Annotated in this window: 20 protein-coding genes; 10 read left to right on the top strand and 10 right to left on the bottom strand. The window is 71.5% G+C overall.

The window, feature by feature from the left end:
• Positions 1–73: 73 nt before the first annotated feature.
• The 5 genes from hpf to mtrA form a co-directional block, all read right to left on the bottom strand.
• Entirely contained in the window at positions 74–730 is a 657-nt protein-coding gene (gene hpf / locus ACWIDW_RS00320; protein WP_454122024.1) for a ribosome hibernation-promoting factor, HPF/YfiA family, read from the bottom strand.
• A 101-nt stretch (positions 731–831) separates the two neighbouring features.
• Positions 832–1,473, bottom strand: coding sequence for a ComF family protein (locus ACWIDW_RS00315; RefSeq protein ID WP_454122023.1), 642 nt, complete (start codon positions 1,471–1,473; stop codon positions 832–834).
• Between the two features lie 92 nt (positions 1,474–1,565).
• Positions 1,566–3,284 (bottom strand): LpqB family beta-propeller domain-containing protein, encoded by a 1,719-nt coding sequence (locus tag ACWIDW_RS00310; RefSeq protein ID WP_454122021.1) that lies wholly within the window; start codon positions 3,282–3,284, stop codon positions 1,566–1,568.
• Entirely contained in the window at positions 3,281–5,014 is a 1,734-nt protein-coding gene (gene mtrB, locus ACWIDW_RS00305; RefSeq protein WP_454122019.1) for an MtrAB system histidine kinase MtrB, read from the bottom strand. Before mtrB ends, ACWIDW_RS00310 begins: the two co-directional genes overlap by 4 nt.
• 14 nt (positions 5,015–5,028) lie before the next feature.
• Positions 5,029–5,709, bottom strand: a complete 681-nt coding sequence (gene mtrA, locus ACWIDW_RS00300; RefSeq protein WP_454122017.1) for an MtrAB system response regulator MtrA — start codon at positions 5,707–5,709, stop codon at positions 5,029–5,031.
• Between the two features lie 159 nt (positions 5,710–5,868).
• On the opposite strand from mtrA, the gene ACWIDW_RS00295 reads away from it, so the two are divergent.
• The 8 genes from ACWIDW_RS00295 to ACWIDW_RS00260 all read left to right on the top strand — a co-directional run bounded on the left by ACWIDW_RS00295 (position 5,869) and on the right by ACWIDW_RS00260 (position 14,328).
• Complete coding sequence (locus ACWIDW_RS00295; RefSeq protein ID WP_454122015.1) at positions 5,869–7,296, top strand: glycerophosphoryl diester phosphodiesterase membrane domain-containing protein; 1,428 nt, start codon at positions 5,869–5,871, stop codon at positions 7,294–7,296.
• Positions 7,293–7,955, top strand: coding sequence for a DUF4129 domain-containing protein (locus ACWIDW_RS00290; RefSeq protein WP_454122013.1), 663 nt, complete (start codon positions 7,293–7,295; stop codon positions 7,953–7,955). Before ACWIDW_RS00295 ends, ACWIDW_RS00290 begins: the two co-directional genes overlap by 4 nt.
• Entirely contained in the window at positions 7,952–9,142 is a 1,191-nt protein-coding gene (locus ACWIDW_RS00285; protein WP_454122011.1) for a DUF4350 domain-containing protein, read from the top strand. Before ACWIDW_RS00290 ends, ACWIDW_RS00285 begins: the two co-directional genes overlap by 4 nt.
• A 56-nt stretch (positions 9,143–9,198) precedes the next feature.
• Positions 9,199–10,122 carry an AAA family ATPase gene (locus ACWIDW_RS00280; protein ID WP_454123219.1) on the top strand — a complete coding sequence of 308 codons (924 nt, stop codon included), beginning with the start codon at positions 9,199–9,201 and terminating at the stop codon, positions 10,120–10,122.
• Between the two features lies 1 nt (position 10,123).
• The gene (locus tag ACWIDW_RS00275) at positions 10,124–11,431 is read left to right on the top strand and encodes a DUF58 domain-containing protein (RefSeq protein WP_454122010.1); all 1,308 of its coding nucleotides are present in this window, start codon (positions 10,124–10,126) and stop codon (positions 11,429–11,431) included.
• Between the two features lie 53 nt (positions 11,432–11,484).
• Entirely contained in the window at positions 11,485–11,922 is a 438-nt protein-coding gene (locus ACWIDW_RS00270) for a Fur family transcriptional regulator (protein ID WP_454122008.1), read from the top strand.
• Positions 11,915–13,411: a catalase gene (locus ACWIDW_RS00265; protein WP_454122006.1), complete on the top strand. Its 1,497-nt coding sequence runs from the start codon at positions 11,915–11,917 to the stop codon at positions 13,409–13,411. The genes ACWIDW_RS00270 and ACWIDW_RS00265 overlap by 8 nt, the downstream gene beginning before the upstream one ends.
• Before the next feature lie 140 nt (positions 13,412–13,551).
• Entirely contained in the window at positions 13,552–14,328 is a 777-nt protein-coding gene (locus ACWIDW_RS00260; RefSeq protein ID WP_454122004.1) for an aquaporin, read from the top strand.
• 43 nt (positions 14,329–14,371) lie between these two features.
• Here the strand turns inward: ACWIDW_RS00260 and ACWIDW_RS00255 are convergent, their stop codons facing one another.
• Entirely contained in the window at positions 14,372–15,361 is a 990-nt protein-coding gene (locus ACWIDW_RS00255; protein WP_454123217.1) for a stage II sporulation protein M, read from the bottom strand.
• 16 nt (positions 15,362–15,377) lie between these two features.
• Between ACWIDW_RS00255 and ACWIDW_RS00250 the strand changes: the two genes are divergently transcribed.
• The gene (locus ACWIDW_RS00250) at positions 15,378–16,187 is read left to right on the top strand and encodes an RDD family protein (protein WP_454122002.1); all 810 of its coding nucleotides are present in this window, start codon (positions 15,378–15,380) and stop codon (positions 16,185–16,187) included.
• A gap of 38 nt (positions 16,188–16,225) precedes the next feature.
• Here the strand turns inward: ACWIDW_RS00250 and ACWIDW_RS00245 are convergent, their stop codons facing one another.
• The 4 genes from ACWIDW_RS00245 to ACWIDW_RS00230 form a co-directional block, all read right to left on the bottom strand.
• Positions 16,226–17,437: an ABC transporter permease gene (locus ACWIDW_RS00245; RefSeq protein ID WP_454122000.1), complete on the bottom strand. Its 1,212-nt coding sequence runs from the start codon at positions 17,435–17,437 to the stop codon at positions 16,226–16,228.
• Positions 17,434–18,234: an ABC transporter ATP-binding protein gene (locus ACWIDW_RS00240; RefSeq protein ID WP_454121998.1), complete on the bottom strand. Its 801-nt coding sequence runs from the start codon at positions 18,232–18,234 to the stop codon at positions 17,434–17,436. Before ACWIDW_RS00240 ends, ACWIDW_RS00245 begins: the two co-directional genes overlap by 4 nt.
• Positions 18,231–19,160, bottom strand: a complete 930-nt coding sequence (locus tag ACWIDW_RS00235; protein ID WP_454121996.1) for an efflux RND transporter periplasmic adaptor subunit — start codon at positions 19,158–19,160, stop codon at positions 18,231–18,233. The genes ACWIDW_RS00240 and ACWIDW_RS00235 overlap by 4 nt, the downstream gene beginning before the upstream one ends.
• 138 nt (positions 19,161–19,298) lie before the next feature.
• The gene (locus ACWIDW_RS00230; RefSeq protein ID WP_454121994.1) at positions 19,299–19,577 is read right to left on the bottom strand and encodes a DUF3499 family protein; all 279 of its coding nucleotides are present in this window, start codon (positions 19,575–19,577) and stop codon (positions 19,299–19,301) included.
• A 67-nt stretch (positions 19,578–19,644) separates the two neighbouring features.
• Here ACWIDW_RS00230 and ACWIDW_RS00225 point away from each other — a divergent pair, with 67 nt between their 5' ends.
• Entirely contained in the window at positions 19,645–20,073 is a 429-nt protein-coding gene (locus tag ACWIDW_RS00225; RefSeq protein WP_454121992.1) for a hypothetical protein, read from the top strand.
• Positions 20,074–20,077: the final 4 nt, after the last annotated feature.

The following is a 20,077-nucleotide window of genomic DNA, read 5'->3' as shown; positions in this document are numbered from 1 at the left end:
CTCAGGGACCCAGACGGCTCGCGGACCCAATGACAGAGGCGCCTTCCCCGCGGGGAAGGCGCCTCGTGGATCGTCAGGAGGCGATCGCCTCCTCCGGCGGGGCCGCGGTGGTCAGCGAGATGACACCGTAGTCCCACCCCTTGCGGCGGTAGACGACGCTCGGGTGGTCGGTGCGGGCGTCCACGAAGAGGAAGAAGTCGTGCCCGACCAGCTCCATGCGGTCGACGGCCTCTTCGACGGTCATCCATTCGGCATCGAAGTTCTTCGTGCGGATGACGACGGGCGAGTACTCCTCTTCCTCGTCGGCCTGCACGGGGATCGCCCCGGTCGCCACGGCGCGCAGCACCTCGACCGACGCCGGCTGCACATCGATGCCGGCGAGTGCCCCGCTCTCCTTCTCGAAGTGAGCACCGCGGGGGTGGTTGCGGCTGTCGATGCGCTTCTCCTTGGCGCGGCGCAGCTGTTCGGCGAGCTTGTCGAGCGCCAGGTCGAACGCGGCGAACTTGTCGGGATCGACCGCCTCGGCCCGGATCACCGGTCCCTTGCCGAGCAGGGTGAGCTCGACCGTCTCATCGGGGATCCGCCCGTTGCGGTAGGCACGATGGGTGACCTTGATCTCGAGTCGCTGCGCCCGCGGGGCGAGCGTCTGGATACGGGCCGTCTTCTCTTCGACAACGGTGCGGAATCGATCGGAGATGCTCACTCCGACGCCGACGATGCTCGTTTCCATCACTGTCTCCTTGTCCCGGTCCGCCCGGCCAAGGGCGGACCGTGGTCGCCTTGTGAACACCTACGCTAGTCGCCGTGCAGCGGCATGTCACTATCCGTGCATCATGAGATGAGCGTGTCGCGCAGACGCGGCGTGGCGGCGAGCGCGATGGCGCACACGGGGGTGTATCCGCCAGCGAGCAGCGCCCGTGCCGCCTCGTCGAGTGTCGCGCCCGTCGTCACCACGTCGTCGACGATGACGACCCTCCCGCGCCCCGGGTGAGCGGCGCGCATGCTGGCCGTGACGTTGCGGGCTCGCGCCTCACGCCCCAGGCCGCGCTGATCCCCCGTGCGCCGCGCGGGCACCAGCAGCCGGTGCGGCGCGACGCCGGCGCGCCGCACCAGCAGATCGGGCACCCGGTAGCCGCGCCGGCGGAACGCCGCTCGGCTGGTCGGCACGGGCACGATCAGCGCGTCGTGCGCCGTCGTGGACAGGATGCCCGCCAGCGCGGCTCCGAGCGGACGGGCCAGCATGGTCGTGCCGTCCTCCTTCAGGCGTCTGATCGTCCGCGCGGGGACGCCCTCGTACCGCAGCGCGGCGTGCACGGCCATGCCCTGCGGTGTGCGCACCACGTGCGGCGCGGGGCGCAGCAGCATCCGGCATCCGTCGCACAGCAGAGTGCCGCTGCGGTCGCAGCCGGGGCAGCTCGCGGCGAGCAGCAGGGCGAGGACGTCGCCGGCGAGCCGCCGCAGATCCGCATCCATGCTCCGACTGTGCCCGATCCCGCACCACCCGGATGCCCGGCGGCGCACCACCCGGGGAGAACCGGGCGGCACGACATCCTGTGCAGGGCGAGTCAGTACCCGGCTCTGGTGCCGAGCACCCGCACGTCGGCGATCGCCTCCTGCCAGAACGAGCCGCGCTTGGCGTACACCGACTCGTCGGTGGAGAGCACCCGCACCCCGGTGACCGTCTTGGCGCCGGCGAGGGCGGCCGCCCCGGCCGGTGCCGACGACACCGTCGACGGGCCGCCGATCGTGTACGTCGTCAGCGTGGGATCGGATGTGGCGCTGAGCACCGCCACGGCATCCGCTCCGACCCACGACAGTCCCTGCACCGCTCCCGAGAGCTGTGCCACGTCGAAGTAGGGCGCACCGAGGCTGACCGGACGCTGCTCCTCGTCGCGGATGATGGAGGCGACGACGAGCCGGCGCTCACCCCCGGAGGTGACGATCGCGGCGACTCGCGCGCCGTCGGCCGACACGCGCAGCTGGCTGATGGCGTCCGCCGACGGCCAGGCGTCGACGACGGTCGACGGCTTCGCCTGCGCAGTCGAGACCTGCACCGCGGCGGGGTTCGAGGTCGGCACCGTCCAGATCAGTCCGAACGGATCCAGCGACGGGGCGATCAGCCCGCTGCGGCCGTCGACCTGGTTCGTGTGGCCGTCACTCACCGCGAACACGCGTCCGTCCCGCAGCTGCACCGAGGCGAGCTGCGCGTCGGCGGACACATCGATGGCGGCGATCGGATCGACGGTCTTCGCGATCTGCGCGGTGAGGCCGCTGACCGGGGCGATCTTGCCGCTCGACGTGGCCGTGCCGAACATCTCGTCGTCGAGCACCAGCACGCCCGGGTCGACGATCGGGTCGTCGACGGTGATGCGACCGGCATCGAGCGGCACTCCGTCGACGAGCAGACGCACCTCGCTCACCCCCGAGCCGTCGAGGCTCGCCTCGAGCTGGGTGCGCATCCGCGCCAAGTCGGTCGGCGAGGCGGACAGCGCCGCGCGGTTCAGGGGCACGGAGGCCACCTGCGACGCGTCGACCGTCACCGCGTCGCCGACCATCTCGACGTCGGACGAAAACGATCGCACGGCCGGGGCGAGCCATTCGCTCGGCTCGCCCGAGATCAGCGCCCGCACCACTGTCGTCGCCATGGCGGCGCGGCGCGGGAACCAGCGCACATCGGGCACGAGATGGGTCCAGGTGGGATCGAAGTACTTCAGCGAGAACTTCTCGTAGACCTGCCCGAACGTCTCGATGTCGAGGGTGATGCCGTCGGGCGCCTCGGCGATGCGCCACTCGCCGCCCTTCTCGCGCGCGAGCCGGTAGCTGGCGGTCGCCGCGCCGGTGTCGGCGCTGTAGGCGCCGGTGCCGTCGACGCTCGCGACCTGCCCGAGCGTGACGCTGACCTCCGCCGACGTCGCGTCTTCGTCGTCCGGTTCGACCGTCGAGTCGTAGTCGCGGTCCTCGACCGACCTGTCGATCGTCACGCCCGCATCGGGCTTCCAGGCGCTCTGGAAGTCGTCGGTGAGGAACTTCCGCGCGGTGCCCCACGAGTCCGCCGGTGACATGGACGCGTCGAGGAAGCCCTCGACGATCCGGGCCGGACCCGCCCCCGGCTCCGGGTCCTCGGCGAGGAACGAGAACGGTGCCTCCTCGATCTCCTCCCCCACCGCGAGTCCGGCGTTGGGAGGGCCCGAGGTCGGCAGCCCCGTGCAGCCGGCCAGCACGAGGGTGGCGGCGAGGGCGGCGCCGATCGCCGACAGGCGACGGATGCCGGTGCGCGAGCTCATGATGTCTGCCGGCCCTTCTCGCCGAGGTCGCGGGCGTGACCGGACTCGTCGTGCGGTGTGCTCGGCTGCGCGTCGTCGTGCACGCCGCGCAGGGTGATCGGCTCGGTGACGTCGACGACGTCGACGATGCCCTCCGCCGGCTCCAGCGGGACGGGACCCCGACCGATCTCGACGTCGGGGCTGCGCGGGATGGTCAGCACGAAGTTCGTGCCGACGCCGAGCTCCGACCACACCTCCAGCGTGCCGCGGTGCAGTCTGGCGTCGCCGAGCGCGATCGAGAGCCCCAGCCCCGTCCCGCCGATCGTGCGCTTGCGCGACGGGTCGGCCCGCCAGAACCTGTCGAACACGTGCTCGACGTCTTCGGGGCGCATGCCGAGTCCGAAGTCCCGCACGCCGATCGCCACGGCGTGCTGATCGCTGTCGACGGTGATCACGATCGGCTCGCCCTCGCCGTGCTCGATCGCGTTGCCGATGAGGTTTCGCAGCACACGGCGCACACGGCGGGGGTCCATGTCGACGGGTGAATAGCCTCCCGGCGCCACCAGACGCAGCTCGGTGTCGTGCGCGGCGGCGAGCGGACGCATCTGGTCGACCATCTCCTCGGCGAGCTGGGCGAGACTGGTCGCCTCGACCTCGAGCTGCACCGATCCGGCGTCGTACCGGCTGATCTCGAGCAGATCCGCCAGCAGCGTCTCGAAACGCTGCACCTGGGTGTGCAGCAGCTCTGCAGTGCGGGCGGTGACCGGATCGAAGTCGTCCCTCGTGTCGTTGATCATCTCGGCGGCAAGGCGGATCGTGGTCAGCGGCGTGCGTAGCTCGTGCGAGACGTCCGACACGAAGCGCTGCTGCACGAGCGAAAGCTCTGCGAGCTCTTTGATCTGACTCTGGATGCTGTCGGCCATCGCGTTGAACGAGCGCCCGAGGCTCGCGAGCTCGTCTTCCCCGTACACCGGCAGGCGCACCTCCAGATCGCCCGCGGCGAGACGCTCACTGGTCTCGGCCGCCTCGATGATCGGCGCGGAGACCGAGCGCAGCACCAGCCACAGGATGCCGGTGATCAGCGCGACGAGCGTGATCCCGGCGAACCACAGCGTGCGCTGCACGAACAGCAGGGTCTCGTCGGCATCCACCAGGTCGTAGGCGATGTACACCTCGTAGGTGCCCACGCCGCGGAACTCGAGCAGCTGGCCGACGACTATTCCCGCAGCGACCGTGCCGTCCGCCTGGGGCAGGGCGATCGACTGCCAGGCCTGGCGGGTCGCCACCTGCTTCACGCGGGTGCGCAGCTCGTCGCTGAGCGCCAGCTGTGCCGACGAGTACTCGAGGCTGCGGAAGCCGGTCGGCGTGTAGCCGTCGCCCTGGGCCGAGGAGATGAAGCCGACGATGCGGCTCGACGAGGCCGTCCGGCCCAGCACGCGCTGCGCTTCGCCCCACACCGCGGCGATCGTGGCGCGGTCATCACCGGTCTGTCCCGAGTCGAGCTGCTTCTGCGCGGCCGAGACCGCTGCTCGGGCGTTGTGCAGCGCTTCGTCCTTGCGCGATTCGAAGAGGTCGCCGCGGATGACCAGGGCGATCACGACGCAGATGATGAAGATGGCGAGCGAGGTGAGCACCAGCGTGATCGCCGTGGCGCGGAACCGCATCGACGTGCGCCACAGGGCGGAGAGCACCTCGGGCCACCGGCGCGGCCCGCCCCAGAGCGCTGCCGTGACGCGCGTCGGAGGATTCACGGCCACGATCGGACCTAGCCGACGCTGCCCGCGCGATAGCCCACGCCGCGGACGGTCGTCACGATGCGCGGGTTGTCGGGGTCGAGCTCGACCTTCGCGCGCAGCCGCTGCACGTGCACGTTCACCAGGCGCGTGTCGGCCTTGTAGTGGTAGCCCCACACCTGCTCGAGCAGCATCTCGCGTGAGAACACCTGCTGCGGCTTGGATGCCAGGGCGACGAGCAGCTGGAACTCGAGCGGTGTCAGCGCGATGGGCGCGGTGCCGCGGCGCACCTCGTGCGCGTCGACGTCGATCGTCAGGTCGCCGACCCGCAGCACCTCGGTCTCGGTCTGCGGTGCAGGCCGGAGACGGGTGCGGATGCGCGCAACCAGCTCCTTCGGATTGAACGGCTTGACGATGTAGTCGTCGGCGCCGACCTCGAGGCCGCGCACGACATCCGCCGTGTCGCTGCGGGCGGTGAGCATGATGATGGGCACGCCGGATTCGGCGCGGATGCGGGTGCAGATCTCGATGCCGTCCATACCCGGCAGCATCAGGTCGAGCAGAACCAGGTCGGGGCGGCTGGAGCGCCACTCGTCGACGGCCAGCGCGCCGTCGGCGCAGAACAGCGCCTCGAAGCCCTCGGTGCGCAGCACGATGCCGATCATCTCGGCGAGCGCCGTGTCGTCGTCGACCACGAGGATACGAGAGGTCATGTTCCGCTCAGCCTCAGCTTTCTTCCCTGTGCGGCATCGGCAGCGCCCTGTGAGGCGGCTCGGATCAGCCTACTTGACAATGCGCCGCACGCGCGGAGGTCGGCGCACGCGCCCGCCGGACGGTATGCCACGATGGGAGGGCGCAGGGAGGGAGTGCGAATGAGCGGTCAGACCTGGACCCCAGCACCGAAGAAGAGTGCGATCCCGTTGCACCCGATGACCTTCGGGATGATCCTGGGGCGGTCGTTCAGCGCTCTGCGGCACAACCCGAAGGTGCTGTTCGGATTCGCGGTGGCCGTGCAGTTCGGCATCACCGCCATCGCCGTGATCGTGATCGTGCTCGTCGCCGGTTTCTCGGCGGCGCGCATCGCGAGCGTCCCGGCGGGCTCCCCGGATCAGGGACCGATCATCGCCGGCACCGTCGCGATCAGCATCGTGGTCGGCATCGTGCTGACCCTCGCGAGCGTCGCCTTCACCTCGATCGTGCAGGGGCTCGTCGCCGCCGATGTGTCCTTCGCCGCGCTCGGCCGCAAGGCCCCGCTGCGTTCGCTGTGGTCGCGTGTGCGCCCCGCGTTCTGGCGACTGTTCGGCTACGCGCTGCTGCAGGGTGTCGCCGTGCTGCTCTGGATGCTCGCGGTCGCCGCCGCGGCGATCGCGATCATGGCAGGCAACGACTTCTCGGGCGGCTCGATCGGCCTCGCGGTGGGGCTCGTCGTGCTGCTCGTGCTGGCCAGCATCCCGCTGGTGGTGTGGCTGGGCACGAAGCTGCTCGTCGTGCCCGCAGCCCTCGTGCTCGAGCGGGCGACGCTCGGCACGGCGCTCGTGCGATCGTGGCGTCTCATCCGCGGCCGTTTCTGGCCGGCGCTCGGAGTGATGTTCCTGATCGGCGCGATCATGGGGCTGGCAGCCCAGGTGGTCAGCGTGCCCGGCTCGATCATCTCGGGGGTTCTCGGCGGCGTCGTGGCGCCGTCAGGATCACCGGATGAGAGCGAGGTGATCGCCGTGCTGACGCTGACGATCCTTCCGCAGATCCTCGTGCTCGCCGTCCAGGCGATCACGCTCGTCGTGCAGGGAACCGGCGCGACCCTCATCTACCTCGACAGCCGCATGCGGTACGAGGGCCTGGACCAGACGCTGATCCGCTTCGTCGAGCACAGCGCGCACGGCGCGTCCGACGCCGAGCTGGGCGACCCGTACGCGGTCGATCCGGCCCGCGCGGTGTCGAAGACTCCCCCGCCCAAGCAGCAGGCTGCCGCGTACGCCGGGTACCCGGCGGGCGCGTACGCGGGCCAGCCGTACGCCGGTCAGCCGTACGCAGGTCAGCCGTACGCGGGTCAGCCGTACGCGGGTCAGCCTTACCCGGGACAGCCTTACCCGGGACAGCAGACCCCGGCACAGCAGACCCCGGGACAGCAGACCCCGGGACGGCCGTACCCGGCACAGCAGTACCCGGGCCAGCCCTCGCCGGCACAGTCCTATCCGGCACAGCCGTCGCCGGCGCAGTCCTATCCGGCAGCGCAGCCCCCGGCGGCCCCGCCCGCGGCATCCTCCTCCGACGACTGGGCAGCGCCGGGCGGAGCCGGATGATCGCACTGCTCGCCGCCGCAGACGTGTTCGTCCCCGACGGCGACGAGGCGCGTCGCCGCGCGCAGGAGGAGCTGTCGAAGCCGGAGTACCAGGCGGCGAAGCCGAACTGGTTCGACCAGCTCGCCGCCGACGTCGCCGACTGGTTCTTCGGCCTGTTCGACGGAGACGGCACCGGCGCCGTCGCTCCCCTGGCGCTCACGATCATCACGATCGTCGTCGTCGCCGCGGTGGTCGTCGCCCTCGTCGTGTGGGGCCGGCCCCGCTCGTCGCGGACGGTGCGCGGCCGCGCGGATCTGCTCGGCGAGAAGGACGACCGTACGGCGGCCCAGCTGCGCGCCGAGGCCGAGCGTCGCGCGCGCGACGGGAACTGGGACGGCGCCGTCGTGCTGCGCTTCCGCGCCCTCGCCCGCGGGCTGCTCGAACGCGACCTCATCGACCCCGCCCCCGGCGCCACCGCGCAGGGCATCGCCCGGGAGGCGGCACCCGCGCTTCCGCAGCTCGCGGAGCCGCTGCACGACGCGGCCACCCTGTTCGACGCGGTGCGATACCTGGGCACGTCGGCGAGCGAATCCGACTACCGTGCTCTCGCCGCGACCGACGAGCGCATCGAGACGACCGCACCGCATCTGCACGCCGGCACCGGGACGGTGCCTGCATGAGCACCACGGTCTCCCCGCCCGACACCCTCGGCAGCACCGCCGCCCCGCCACGACCCGGCCGACGTGCCGACGTGCTCGGCTGGGTGTTCGTCGTCGCCCTGCTGGTCGGCATCGCCCTGCTCTCGCTGCGCCTGGTCACCACCGCTCCCCCGCTCGAGGGCGTGCTCCATCCCGAGTCGCCGGCACCGGGCGGTGCGAAGGCGATCGCCGAGCTGGTGCGCCAGCAGGGCACCGAGGTCGAAGTGGTGCGCAGCCGCGCCGCGGCCGTCGCGGCGCTCGATCCCGGCAGCACGCTCGTGCTCACCGACCCGGTCGCTCTCACCGACGACGCGGTGCTCGACCTGCTCGGCGGCGCCGACCGCGTGGTGCTGCTCAGCACGAGCGCCCGCATGCTCGACCTGCTCGACCTCGGCACCGGAACCGGCGGTCTCGGCGCGGTCGACTCCGGCTGCGACCGCGCCGAGTTCGCCGAGACGGGCACGGTCGAGACCGAGCGGATGTTCCAGCCCGCCGGCGGCGTCGACGGATGCTTCCGTGGCGCGGACGGCGGCGCCGCGCTGCTCATCGCCGATCGCGACGGAACGCGGATCTCGTTCATCGAGGCGACCCGCATGCTCTCCAACCGCCATCTCGCCGAGAACGGCAACGCCGCCCTCGGGCTCGCCCTGCTCGCGCAGACCGATCACGTGGTCTGGTACGTCGGGTCGCTCGACGACGGCGATCGCGTGGCCGACGATTCCGCGACCCTCGGCGAACTCACCCCCGCGTGGCTCACGCCGGCCATCCTGCTCCTGCTCCTCGCCGGCATCGCCGCGATCTGGTGGCGGGGAGCGCGCTTCGGTCCCCTGGTCTCGGAGTCGCTGCCCGTGACGGTGCGCGCGTCCGAGACCATGCACGGCCGGGCCCGCCTCACGGCGAAGGCCGCGGATGCCCCGCATGCCGCCGCCGCGATCCGCGCGGGCACGCGCGCCAGGCTCGCGCGACGCCTCGCCCTCAGCCCGCGGGCGACGGACGTGGAGGTCGCGGATGCGGCATCCGACCGCCTCGGCGTGCCGCGCGGGTCGCTGCACGACCTGCTCGGCGGCGCCCCACCCGCCGACGACCGCGAGCTCGTCGAGCTCGCCAGACGACTCGCCGAACTCGAGACGGCCGTCGACGCCGCCCATACCGAAAGGAATCGCCCGTGAGCGACGAGAGCACCACCCCCACCGCGACGCTGAATGACGATGCGCTGCGTCAGGCGATGCACCGCGTGCGCACCGAGGTCGACAAGGCCGTGGTCGGTCAGGCCGGCACCGTCACCGGCCTGCTCGTCGCGCTGCTGGCCCGCGGTCACGTGCTGCTGGAGGGTGTGCCGGGAGTGGCGAAGACCCTCGTGGTGCGCAGCTTCGCGCGCGCCGTCGGGCTCGACACCAAGCGGGTGCAGTTCACCCCCGACCTCATGCCCGGAGACGTCACCGGCTCTCTCGTGTACGACGCCCGCACCGGCGAGTTCGAGTTCCGCGCGGGCCCCGTGTTCACCAACATCCTGCTCGCCGACGAGATCAACCGCACTCCGCCGAAGACGCAGGCCGCCCTGCTCGAGGCGATGGAAGAGCGTCAGGTGTCTGCCGACGGCCTGAGCCGGCCGCTGCCGGACCCGTTCCTCGTCGCCGCCACGCAGAACCCCGTCGAGCACGAAGGCACGTACACGCTGCCCGAGGCGCAGCTCGACCGGTTCCTGATGAAGCTCGTGGTCGGGATGCCCGAGCGCGACGCCGAGGTGTCGGTGCTGCGACTGCACGCGAGCGGATTCTCACCCCGTCTGCTCACCGGCGTCCAGGCCGCCGTCACCGCCGACGAGATCCGCGCCGCGCAGGACGCCGCGGCACGCGTGCAGGTGAACGACGACGTGCTCGGCTACGTCGTCGACCTCGCCCGGGCCACCCGTCACTCGCCCTCGGTCGAGCTGGGCGCGAGCCCCCGCGCCTCGACCGCCCTGCTCGCGGCCGCCAAGGCCTGGGCCTGGCTGAACGCGTCGACCGCTGTGACGCCCGATCACGTGCAGACCATGCTCATGCCGGTGTGGCGTCACCGCCTGCAGCTGCGACCGGATGCCCAGATGGAGGGTGTCTCCCCCGACGCCGTGCTGCAGTCGGTGGTGCAGCAGACCCGAGTGCCGATCTGACATGTTCGTCACCGCCCTGCTCGCCCCGCTGATCGCGCTGGGCGTCGTGCCGACCGCGCTGCTCAGCGCTGCCGGCGCGCCGCCGTGGGCCGTGTTCGGAGGCTGGATGCTGCTGTGCGTCCTGCTCGTGACGATCGACGTCGTGACCGCTCCCGATCCGCGTGCGCTGATGGTCACCCGGTCGATCCCCGCGCGGGCACGACTGGGTGAGCCGGTGCAGACCAGCGTCGCCGTGCAGAACGTCGGCGGCCGCACGCTCCGCGGGCAGCTGCGCGACGCGTGGCAGCCGACCGCAGGCGCTCCCGCGGAGAGGGTGCCGCTCAGCATCCCGGCTGGCGAGCGTCGCCGGTTCGAGGTGCCGCTGCGGCCGCGCCGCCGCGGCGAGCTGGCCAGCGACTTCGTCGTCGTGCGCTCGCGCGGCCCCCTGGGACTGGCCGGACGGCAGGCGCGGCACGACGTGCGGGGGGCGCTGCGGGTGCTGCCCGCATTCAGCTCCCGCAAGCACCTGCCGTCGCGCCTCGCCCGGCTGCGCGAGCTCGACGGGAACACCTCCATCCAGGTGAGGGGGCAGGGCACCGAATTCGACTCGCTGCGCGAGTACGTGCGCGGCGACGACATCCGCTCGATCGACTGGCGCGCCACGGCTCGCGCCGGCACCACCATGCTGCGCACCTGGCGCCCGGAGCGCGACCGCCAGGTCGTCATCCTGATCGACACCGGCCGCACCGCCGCCGCGCGCGTCGGCGACAGCACCCGGCTCGACGCGTCCCTCGAGGCCGCTCTGCTGCTCTCCGCGCTGGCCGCGCGTGCGGGCGACCACATCAACCTGCTCATGTACGACCGGGTGACCCGCGCACGCGTCACCGGGGTCGAGGGTGCCGCGCTTCTGCCCGCGCTGACCGACGCCATGGCACCGGTGCACGCGCGGCTGGTCGACACCGACTGGGCCGGCGCATTCGCCGCGATCCGCACGCTCACCACCCGGCCCTCGCTGATCGTCGTGCTCACCGCGCAGGATGCGGCGGAGACGGCGCGGGGCTTCCTCGGTGCGTTCCCGGCCGCCTCTCGGGCGACGACCGTGCTGGTCGGCTCGGTCACCGACGAGTCGATCGGCGACCTCGCCCGCCGACGCGAGTCGCGAGCCGACGTCTATCTCGCCGCCGCCGCCGAGCAGACGATGGCGGATGCGCAGGTCGTCGCCGACGCCATCCGTCGCGCCGGCGGGGAGGCGATCGCGGCGGATCCCGAGCAGCTGCCGCCGCGCATCGCCGACCGCTACCTGGAGCTGAAGGCCGCGGGCCGCCTGTGACGGGCTGACCCGATGCATTCGCTTTTCTGAGTCATTGAGAATAAGGTGGGGGCATGCACCTCACCGACACCGCTGCACAGCAGCGCCTGCGCGAGGCGGGACTGCGCGTCACCGTGCAGCGGATCAGGGTGCTCGAGGCTCTCGCCGCGAGACCGCACGCCTCGGCGGATGTCGTCTTCACCGGCATCCGCGATGCGCTTCCCGGCATCGCGCTGGCGACGGTGCACGGCATCCTGAACGACCTCACCGACGCCGCCGTCGTGCAGCGCGTGAACCTGCCCGACGTCGGCAGCGCGCTGTACGAGCTGCGCAGCGACGACAACCACCACCACGTGCAGTGCGTGAGCTGCGGGCGCGTCGAAGACGTCGCCTGCGCGATCGGCGCGGCCCCCTGCCTGCACCCCTCCCACGACCACGGCATGCGAATCCTCGAAGCCGCGGTCACCTACCGAGCCCTCTGTCCCGAATGCGAAAGGAACGCCAATGGCTGACAAGCCCGCAACCACCACCCAGACAGGAACCCCCGTCGCGAGTGACGCGCACTCGCTGACCGTGGGCGCCGACGGCGTCACGGCACTGCACGACCGCTACCTGGTCGAGAAGCTCGCCTCGTTCAACCGCGAGCGTGTTCCGGAGCGCAACCCCCACGCCAAGGGCGGCGGAGCGTTCGGCGAGTTCGAGGTCACCGAGGACGTCTCGGCGTACACCCGCGCGGCCGTCTTCCAGCCCGGCGCGAAGAGCGAGACGCTGCTGCGCTTCTCGTCGGTGGCCGGCGAGCAGGGCTCGCCCGACACCTGGCGCGACGTCCGCGGCTTCTCGCTGCGCTTCTACACAACCGAGGGCAACCTCGACATCGTCGGCAACAACACCCCGACGTTCTTCATCCGCGACGGCATCAAGTTCCCCGACTTCATCCACTCGCAGAAGCGCCTGGGCGCCTCGGGCCTGCGCAACGCCGACATGCAGTGGGACTTCTGGACCCTCTCGCCCGAGTCGGCGCACCAGGTCACCTACCTCATGGGCGACCGCGGCATCTCGCGCTCGTGGCGCCACGTCAACGGCTACGGCTCGCACACCTACCAGTGGGTCAACGCCGCCGGCGAGCGCTTCTGGGTGAAGTACCACTTCCTCTCCCAGCAGGGCGTCGAGCCGATGTTCGCCGACGAGGCGGAGCGCATCGCCGGTGCGGACGCCGACTACTACCGCCGCGACCTGTACGAGGCCATCGAGAACGGCGACTTCCCGAAGTGGGACGTGCACGTGCAGATCATGCCGTACGAAGAGGCGAAGACCTACCGCTTCAACCCGTTCGACCTCACCAAGACCTGGTCGAAGAAGGACTACCCGCGCATCAAGGTGGGCACCTTCACGCTGAACCGCAACCCGCAGAACTTCTTCGCCGAGATCGAGCAGGCCGCCTTCTCGCCCGGCAACCAGGTTCCAGGCACCGGCATCTCGCCCGACAAGATGCTCATGGCGCGCGTGTTCTCGTACCCCGATGCCCAGCGCTACCGCATCGGCACGAACTACAACCAGCTGCCGGTCAACCAGCCGCACGCGGCCGAGGTGCGCAACTACATGCACGAGGGCCAGATGCAGTACCACTACGCCCCCGCCGAGCACCGGGTGTACACGCCGAACTCGTTCGGCGCGGCCGGCGGCCCCGTGGCCGACCCGCTGCTGGGCGTCGAGGCGAGCTGGGAGTCCGACGGCGAGCTGGTGCGCTCCGCCGCCACGCTCCGCGAGGACGACGGCGACTTCGTCCAGGCGAGCATCCTCTACCGCGAGGTGTTCGACGATGAGGAGCGCGAGCGCTTCGTGCAGACCCTCGTCGGTCAGTACAACGGACTGACCATCCCCGCCATCCAGGAGCGCTTCTTCTGGTACTGGGGCCAGGTCGACCAGGACCTCGAGGCTCAGCTGCGTGCGCTCGCCGGCGCACCGATCGGCGAGCCCGAGCCGATCGGCATCGGCGAGTAGTCCGACTCACGCGAACACGAGGCCCCTTCATCCCCCGCCGCGATGGAGGGGCCTCGGCGTGTGCCGGCACGGCCGGCATCGCGATGCGGGATCATCGAAGGACGACCCGGCGCGAGGCCGGCATGATGAGGAGAACCGGCATGACCGAACCCCGCACGTCCGTCGCAGCCGCGGCGCCCTCCCGCAGCGCCCGGCTCACCGCCGAGGGCTTCGGCTCGTTCCTGATCGTGTTCCTCGGTGTCGGGGCGTCGCTGTTCACCGCGACCCTGTTCGCCGACCCCGGGGCGGGGTCGGCGGTCAACCTGACGGTGGCTCTCGCGTTCGGCATCGCCCTGCTCGCCGCCTTCGCCTCGTTCGCGGGGATCTCGGGCGGCCACTTCTCCCCCGCCGTGACCATCGGCGCCGCAGCGGCCGGCCGTCTGGCATGGCGCGACGTGCTGCCGTACGTGCTCGCCCAGGTCGTCGGCGGCGTGATCGCCTCGACGGCGCTCATCGTCGTCGGCCTGTTCGGCCCCGAGCGGTGGCTGGAGCGCGTCCAGGATGCGGGCTTCGCGAGCACCGGCTGGGGCACGCTCTCACCCGGCGGGTTCGGGATGCCCGCGGTGATCGTCATCGAGGTCGTCCTCACCGTGCTGCTCGTGCTGGTGTTCCTCAGCGTGACGCACCCCGTGCGCCGCACCGCAGCGGGCGGCGTGGCGATCGGCCTCACCTTCGCGGCCATCCAGTTCGTCGCCATCCCCGTGGCCGGGGGCGCCGCGAACCCGGCGCGCGCCATCGCCACCGCCATCTACGGCGGGATCGGACCGCTCGCCCAGCTCTGGGTGTTCCTCGTCTTCCCCGCCCTCGCGGCGGCGGCCATCGGCGTCGCCTACCGCGCGCTGTTCGACGGCACGGTCGAGTCCGACGGCACGGTCTGAGTTCGACGGCCGCGGGTCCGCGCTCAGCCGGCGGCGCCCGCGCTCAGCCCGCGGTGAGCGTCGGCGTGCCCGCTTCGTACTCGACGAGGTCGCCGCTCTCGCCGCGGCGCGCGGCGCGCCGGCCGATGACGAGCATGTAGAACAGGAACGCGCCCAGAGCCAGCGCTCCGATCCCGATCTTCACCGGCCACGGCAGAGCCGAGCCGGTGACGAAGCCCTCGACGAGGCCGGAGAGGAACAGCGCGAACACCAGACCGATCGCGACCGTGGCGAGCGAACGCCCGCCCGCCGCGAGCGATTCGGCCCTGGTCCGCCGTCCGGGGGCCGCCCACGCCCAGAAGATGTGCAAGCCGGCGGCGGCCGCGACGAAGATCGCGGTCAGCTCGAGCAGCCCGTGCGGCAGGATGTGCAGCAGCATCGTGTCGAGATGCCCGTAGGCCGACATCACCGCAGCCGCGACGCCGAGCCCGAAGGCGTTCTGGATCAGCATCCACACCGGCCAGATGCCGGTCACGCCGAACAGCACGCACTGCATGGCGATCCAGGCGTTGTTCAGCCACACCATTCCCGCGAACGACGCCATCGGGCCGTAGTAGTCGACGAAGTCCTCCTCGGCGTACTGCCTGAGCACGTCGGGCGATCCCAGCGACGCGATCCGCGTCGGGTCACCGGCGATCCAGACGCCCGTGATCGCGACCACGAGCACGAACGCGAGCGCGATGATGCCGGTGGTCCAGCGGATCCGGTAGAGCGCCGCGGGCAGCTGCAGCGCGAAGAAGCGTGCGGCCTGCGCGAGCACGTTGTCGCTCGCCCCGGTGAATCGCAGCCGCGCGGCGGCGAGGATCGTCGACAGGTACGCGCCCTGCGGCGAGTCACCCACCGAGGTCTTCAGCTCGGCGAGATCGGCGGATGCCGCGCGGTAGCGGACGATCAGCTCGTCGACCTCCGCGCCGCTCAGGCGCCGTCTGCGGCTCAGCGCATCGAGCCGCTCCCATTCCGGGCGGCGGGCGTCGGCGAGAGCATCGGCATCCACCTGATTTACTGTACTCATGTCTGCCACGATCACCGACGAGCAGGAGATCCTGTCCGGCGAGGCCGTCGCCATCGACGTGCAGCCGGTCGGCTTCGTGCTGCGCGCCGCCGGCGCACTGATCGACATGGCCATCGGGTTCGCACTGTTCCTCGCCGTCACCTTCGTGCAGGTGTGGCTGATGACCGAGGGCCTGCTGACCGAGCACACCTTCCGCATCCTGGTGATCTGCGCGGCCGTGCTCAGCTTCCTCGTGCTGCCGATCACCGTCGAGGTCGCGATGCGCGGCCGCAGCGTCGGCAAGCTCGCCGTCGGCGGACGCATCGTCCGCGTCGACGGCGGGGCGATCACCTTCCGGCACACGTTCATCCGCGCACTCGTGGGCGTGCTCGAGGTGTACATGACCTTCGGCGGCGCGGCGGTGATCACCGGTGCGCTCACCGCGCGCTCGCAGCGCCTCGGGGATCTCGTCGCCGGGACCTACTCGCAGCGTGTGCGCACGCCCGCGCTGCCCTCGCATCAGCCGCACCTGCCGCCGTCGCTGCACGGGTGGGCGACCGTCGCCGACGTCGCCCGGATGCCCGATCGCCTCGCTCGGCGCATCTCCCAGTTCCTCGCCAACGCGCAGCGTCTGTCGCCCTCGGCGCGCGCGAGCGTCGCGCACGAGCTCGCCCTCGAGGCGCAGCCGTACATCTCACCGCTGCCCGCCGCGACCCCCGAGGAGCTGCTGCGGGGTATCACGGTGCTGCGTCGCCAGCGCGAGCAGCGGGCGCTGGCCCTCGCCGATGAGCGAGCCGAGCGCCTGAGCGGGCGGCGCATCGGCCTCTGACGTCGAAGCCCGCGGTGCGTTCGTCGTCGACGCGGGAGTCAGAACCGGATCGCGTCGATCACCTTGACGCGCAGCGCGACGAGCGCGGGGACGAACCCGGCGATCGCCCCGACGACGACGGCCGCCACCAGACCGATGACCGCTGCCCGGATGGGGAACGGCGGCACGTCGACGAGCGAGGGGAACATCGACTCGACGATCAGCGGCGAGCGCAGCACGGCGACGACGACGGCGATGCCGATGACACCGGCGACGGTCGTGGCCACCAGGCTCTCCAGAAGCACCGTGGTGAAGATCCGCCTCGCCGTGGCGCCGAAGGCGCGGCGGACGCCGATCTCGCGCACCCGCTGCCGCATCGCCACGAGCTGGATGTTCACCAGGCTCAGCGCACCGAGTGCGAGGATCAGCACCGCGATGCCGCTGAGGATGAGCTCGGTCATCGCCTGGCTCTCTCGGAACCCGGTGGACGCCGCCCAGTCAGCCCGGCTCACCGAGACCTCCTCGCCCTCCGGCATCCCGGCTCTCAGGTCGGCGGCGAGGGATCTGCCGACGTCGGAGGCGTCGTGCTCGCCCACCCAGACGTCGTACCGCAGCGAGGCGTCCTCGGGCAGCGCGTCGACGCGTGAGGCGAACGAGTCGTACAGCAGGTCGATGCGCTTCTCCGCGTCCCACGGGCCCTGACGGGGCCGTACGCCCACCACCTGGAAGGTGCCCCCGGCGCCGCCGGTGAGGGTGAGGGTGGGATGCTGATCCATCGGCACGCGACCGAACACGTCCCACATCGCCTCCGAGATGATCACGGGCGGGGCGAGCGCCTCGACATCGTCGGCGCGGAACTCGCGGCCCGCGAGCAGCTTCTCGCGATGGATGACGGCATAGGCGGGGTCCATCAGTCGCGCGGCGGTGCTGTGCACCCCGTCGGGCGCCTGCACCGGCAGCATCATGTTCTCCACGAAGCGCGACGAATGGCTGAACCCGAAGCGCTCGCCGACCTTCTCGAAGCGCTCGTGGAACGCGTTCGCGTCGACCGGTCCCTCCGCGCCGAACGGAGCGACGACGAGGGTGGCGACCCGGCCGCCGTAGCGGTCGTACTCCTCCGTCTGCGCCTGCACGGCGATGTCCGAGAGCGCCACCACGGCGGTCAGAGACGCGACCGAGACGGCGATGCCGATCAGGCTGAGCAGCACGCGCAGCTTGTGCACCCGGATCTCCGACCACGCGTCGGACAGGGCGCCGATGACCGCGCTCACCGCGCCACCTCCGCTCCGGCCACTGCTGGAGTGCCCGCGCCGGACGGCACGCTCGCGGACAGCCCGGCCTCGGCCGTGTCGTCCTGCAGGGTCGAGGCGGCGAAGGCGCGGCGCAGATCGGCAGGGGTGAGGATGCCGCCGTCGAGCCGATAGTGGCGTCGAGCCCTGGCTGCGACGTGCAGGTCGTGCGTGATCGTGACGAGAGCGGCATCGGTCTCGGTGGCGACGTCGTCGAGCAGCGCCATCACACTCGCGCCGGTGTCGATGTCGAGTGCGCCGGTCGGCTCGTCGGCGAGGATCAGCGTGGGCCTGCGCACGAGCGCTCGCGCGATGGCCACGCGCTGCTGCTCCCCGCCCGAGAGACGATCGGCGATCTGCTCGATGCGGTGTCCCAGCCCCACCCGTTCCAGCATCTCGCCGGCGATCCGGTGGCGCTGGCGGAACATGCGCCCTCTGGCGTGGCCCAGCGGCATCATCACGTTCTCGAGCGCGGTGCGGCCCGGAAGCAGGTTGAACTGCTGGAACACGAAGCCGACGTGATCGCCGCGCATCCGGTCGAGGCGGCCGGTGCGCATCCGGCGCACCTCCCTGCCGGCGAACGAGACCGTGCCCGTCGTGGGAGCGTCCAGCATTCCGAGGATGTTGAGCAGCGTCGACTTGCCCGACCCCGAACGGCCCACGATCGACACGTGGTCACCGGCCTCGACCTCGAGGCTCACCCCGCGCAGGATCTCGAGCCGCGTGTCGTCCGCGAGCAGCACGCTGCGGGTGACGTCGCCCAGCGCGACGAGGGTCACCAGCTCGTCCCCGATTCGCAGATCTCGCCGCCGGCGCCGTCGTCGTAGCACTGCTCCTGCACGGGCACGGCGAAGCCCGGCACGAACTGACGGATGGAATCGCCCTCGGCGAGCCCGTCGAGCACCTCGACCTGCTCGCCGTCGTTGACGCCGAGCGTGATCTTGCGCTCCTCCGGCTCGGTGCCGTCACCGGCATCCACCCACACCACTCCGCTGCCCGCGCCGCCCTTCACCGCGGTGACCGGGATGACGAGCGCGTCGTCGACCTTGCCCAGGGCGAGGGCGAGGGATGCGGGAAGGCCGGCGAACACCGTCTGATCGGCCGGCACCGCGCAGCGCACGCTCGCCGTTCCGTCTTCGGCGATCTGCACCCGCACGCCCGTGCAGGCGAAGGGCGCCGGCCCCCCGGTGATCGTGACGGTGGCTTCGGACGGAGCACCCACGAGGCGGTAGAGCTGAGCGGGCTTGATCGTGGCGAGAACGTGATGGCGAGCGGGCGTGAGGGTGAGCACCTCACCGCCGATGGTCGTGCCCTGCCCCTTCACGACGGCGAGGTCCGAGACCTCACCTGCCTCGGGCGCGACGAGCGTGACCGTGCGCACCGGGTCGTGCTGCTTGATCGTCACGAGCAGCTGACCCTGCTGCACCGTGTCGCCGTCTGCGACGTGCACCGCGGTCACCACCCCGTCGGTCGCGCTGCGCACGGCGTACTCCTCGTCGCGGGCGACGCTGGCGTCGAGGTCGAGCTCGTTCACGAGCGATCCGCGCGCCACCGGGATCACCGGGTCGGCGACGCCGGCCGAAGGGCCGGCGGGGTCGGCGCTCGCGGCGTCGGGCAGGAACGCGATCTTCATGAGCGCCAGTGCCGCAGCACCGAGCACGACGAGGAAGAGAACGGGGAGGACGATACGACGCCAGACGACCATATCTGCCTTTCCGGGGCAGCCTCTCGCTCCCCCCTGACGCTCAGATTAGGGCACGGCGCGCCGATCGAACGTCAGCGCCGTCATGCGACCTCGGCGAACGCGACGGGCGTCACGCGCGAGTTCGTCAGGGCCGCCCCGTCACGAGCGCATCGCCTCGTGGCGGATCACCAGCCATCCGGCGGGCACCGAGAGCCGGTCCGCATGCTGAGCGCACAGGTCGTGCGCGTGCGGGTCGCCACCGGGGCCGAGCGGACCGAGCGCGGCCATCTGCTCGCCGTAGTCGAAGGTGAGCGTCGCGACCGCCTCGCGCGCACAGGCGACCTTCGAGCACAGCCGTTCGCCGACGGCCAGATACGCGTCGAGGCGCGGCCCTTCGTCGAGGCGCGGTGTTCGGTCATGGCGGAGTCGTTCGTCCATCGCGTCCACACTACGACCGGGTCGGGTGAGAGAGGTGCAGCCGCGCGGCAGCGCATAGACTTTCGGCATGCCCGCCCGACGCTCCTCCCCCGCACCGCGGCGCGGCGCACGTCACGGCCGCCACGGCCGACTCGGGCGCAGTGAGGTCGTCCGACCACCCCTGCCTCCGCTCGACGGGCGACTCGACCGGTTCGAGATCACGGTCGGCAGCGCCGTCGAATACCTCCGCGGCACCTGGGAAGAGCTGCGCGAGGTCCGCTTCGAGATCGCCGCGATGCCCGCACACGACCGCGCCGACGGCATCCCGCTCTGGCGCGCCGACCCGGCCGCCCAGCGCGTGACGCTGTATCGCGTGCCGATCGAGCGTCTGCTGCCGAAGGGGCACGACGACGCAGCGCACCGCCGCATGGCCGTCGAGAGCGCCGTGTTCCACGCGGCGGCGGAGTATGTCGGGCGCGAGCCCTGGGAACTCGGCCCCGAGGGCCGCGACCACTGACCCT

This window comes from Microbacterium sp. NPDC055312 (assembly GCF_053645675.1).
The sequence above is the reverse complement of the archived record's forward strand: the minus strand, read 5'-3'. Positions and strand labels throughout refer to the sequence as shown.

What these genes read in the sequence shown, in the direction of transcription:
- hpf (WP_454122024.1), bottom strand. Translation starts at nt 730, where the DNA reads ATGGAAACGAGCATCGTCGGCGTCGGAGTGAGCATCTCCGATCGATTC.
- ACWIDW_RS00315 (WP_454122023.1), bottom strand. Translation starts at nt 1,473, where the DNA reads ATGGATGCGGATCTGCGGCGGCTCGCCGGCGACGTCCTCGCCCTGCTG.
- ACWIDW_RS00310 (WP_454122021.1), bottom strand. Translation starts at nt 3,284, where the DNA reads ATGAGCTCGCGCACCGGCATCCGTCGCCTGTCGGCGATCGGCGCCGCC.
- mtrA (WP_454122017.1), bottom strand. Translation starts at nt 5,709, where the DNA reads ATGACCTCTCGTATCCTCGTGGTCGACGACGACACGGCGCTCGCCGAG.
- ACWIDW_RS00295 (WP_454122015.1), top strand. Translation starts at nt 5,869, where the DNA reads ATGAGCGGTCAGACCTGGACCCCAGCACCGAAGAAGAGTGCGATCCCG.
- ACWIDW_RS00290 (WP_454122013.1), top strand. Translation starts at nt 7,293, where the DNA reads ATGATCGCACTGCTCGCCGCCGCAGACGTGTTCGTCCCCGACGGCGAC.
- ACWIDW_RS00285 (WP_454122011.1), top strand. Translation starts at nt 7,952, where the DNA reads ATGAGCACCACGGTCTCCCCGCCCGACACCCTCGGCAGCACCGCCGCC.
- ACWIDW_RS00280 (WP_454123219.1), top strand. Translation starts at nt 9,199, where the DNA reads ATGCACCGCGTGCGCACCGAGGTCGACAAGGCCGTGGTCGGTCAGGCC.
- ACWIDW_RS00275 (WP_454122010.1), top strand. Translation starts at nt 10,124, where the DNA reads ATGTTCGTCACCGCCCTGCTCGCCCCGCTGATCGCGCTGGGCGTCGTG.
- ACWIDW_RS00270 (WP_454122008.1), top strand. Translation starts at nt 11,485, where the DNA reads ATGCACCTCACCGACACCGCTGCACAGCAGCGCCTGCGCGAGGCGGGA.
- ACWIDW_RS00265 (WP_454122006.1), top strand. Translation starts at nt 11,915, where the DNA reads ATGGCTGACAAGCCCGCAACCACCACCCAGACAGGAACCCCCGTCGCG.
- ACWIDW_RS00260 (WP_454122004.1), top strand. Translation starts at nt 13,552, where the DNA reads ATGACCGAACCCCGCACGTCCGTCGCAGCCGCGGCGCCCTCCCGCAGC.
- ACWIDW_RS00250 (WP_454122002.1), top strand. Translation starts at nt 15,378, where the DNA reads ATGTCTGCCACGATCACCGACGAGCAGGAGATCCTGTCCGGCGAGGCC.
- ACWIDW_RS00235 (WP_454121996.1), bottom strand. Translation starts at nt 19,160, where the DNA reads ATGGTCGTCTGGCGTCGTATCGTCCTCCCCGTTCTCTTCCTCGTCGTG.
- ACWIDW_RS00230 (WP_454121994.1), bottom strand. Translation starts at nt 19,577, where the DNA reads ATGGACGAACGACTCCGCCATGACCGAACACCGCGCCTCGACGAAGGG.
- ACWIDW_RS00225 (WP_454121992.1), top strand. Translation starts at nt 19,645, where the DNA reads ATGCCCGCCCGACGCTCCTCCCCCGCACCGCGGCGCGGCGCACGTCAC.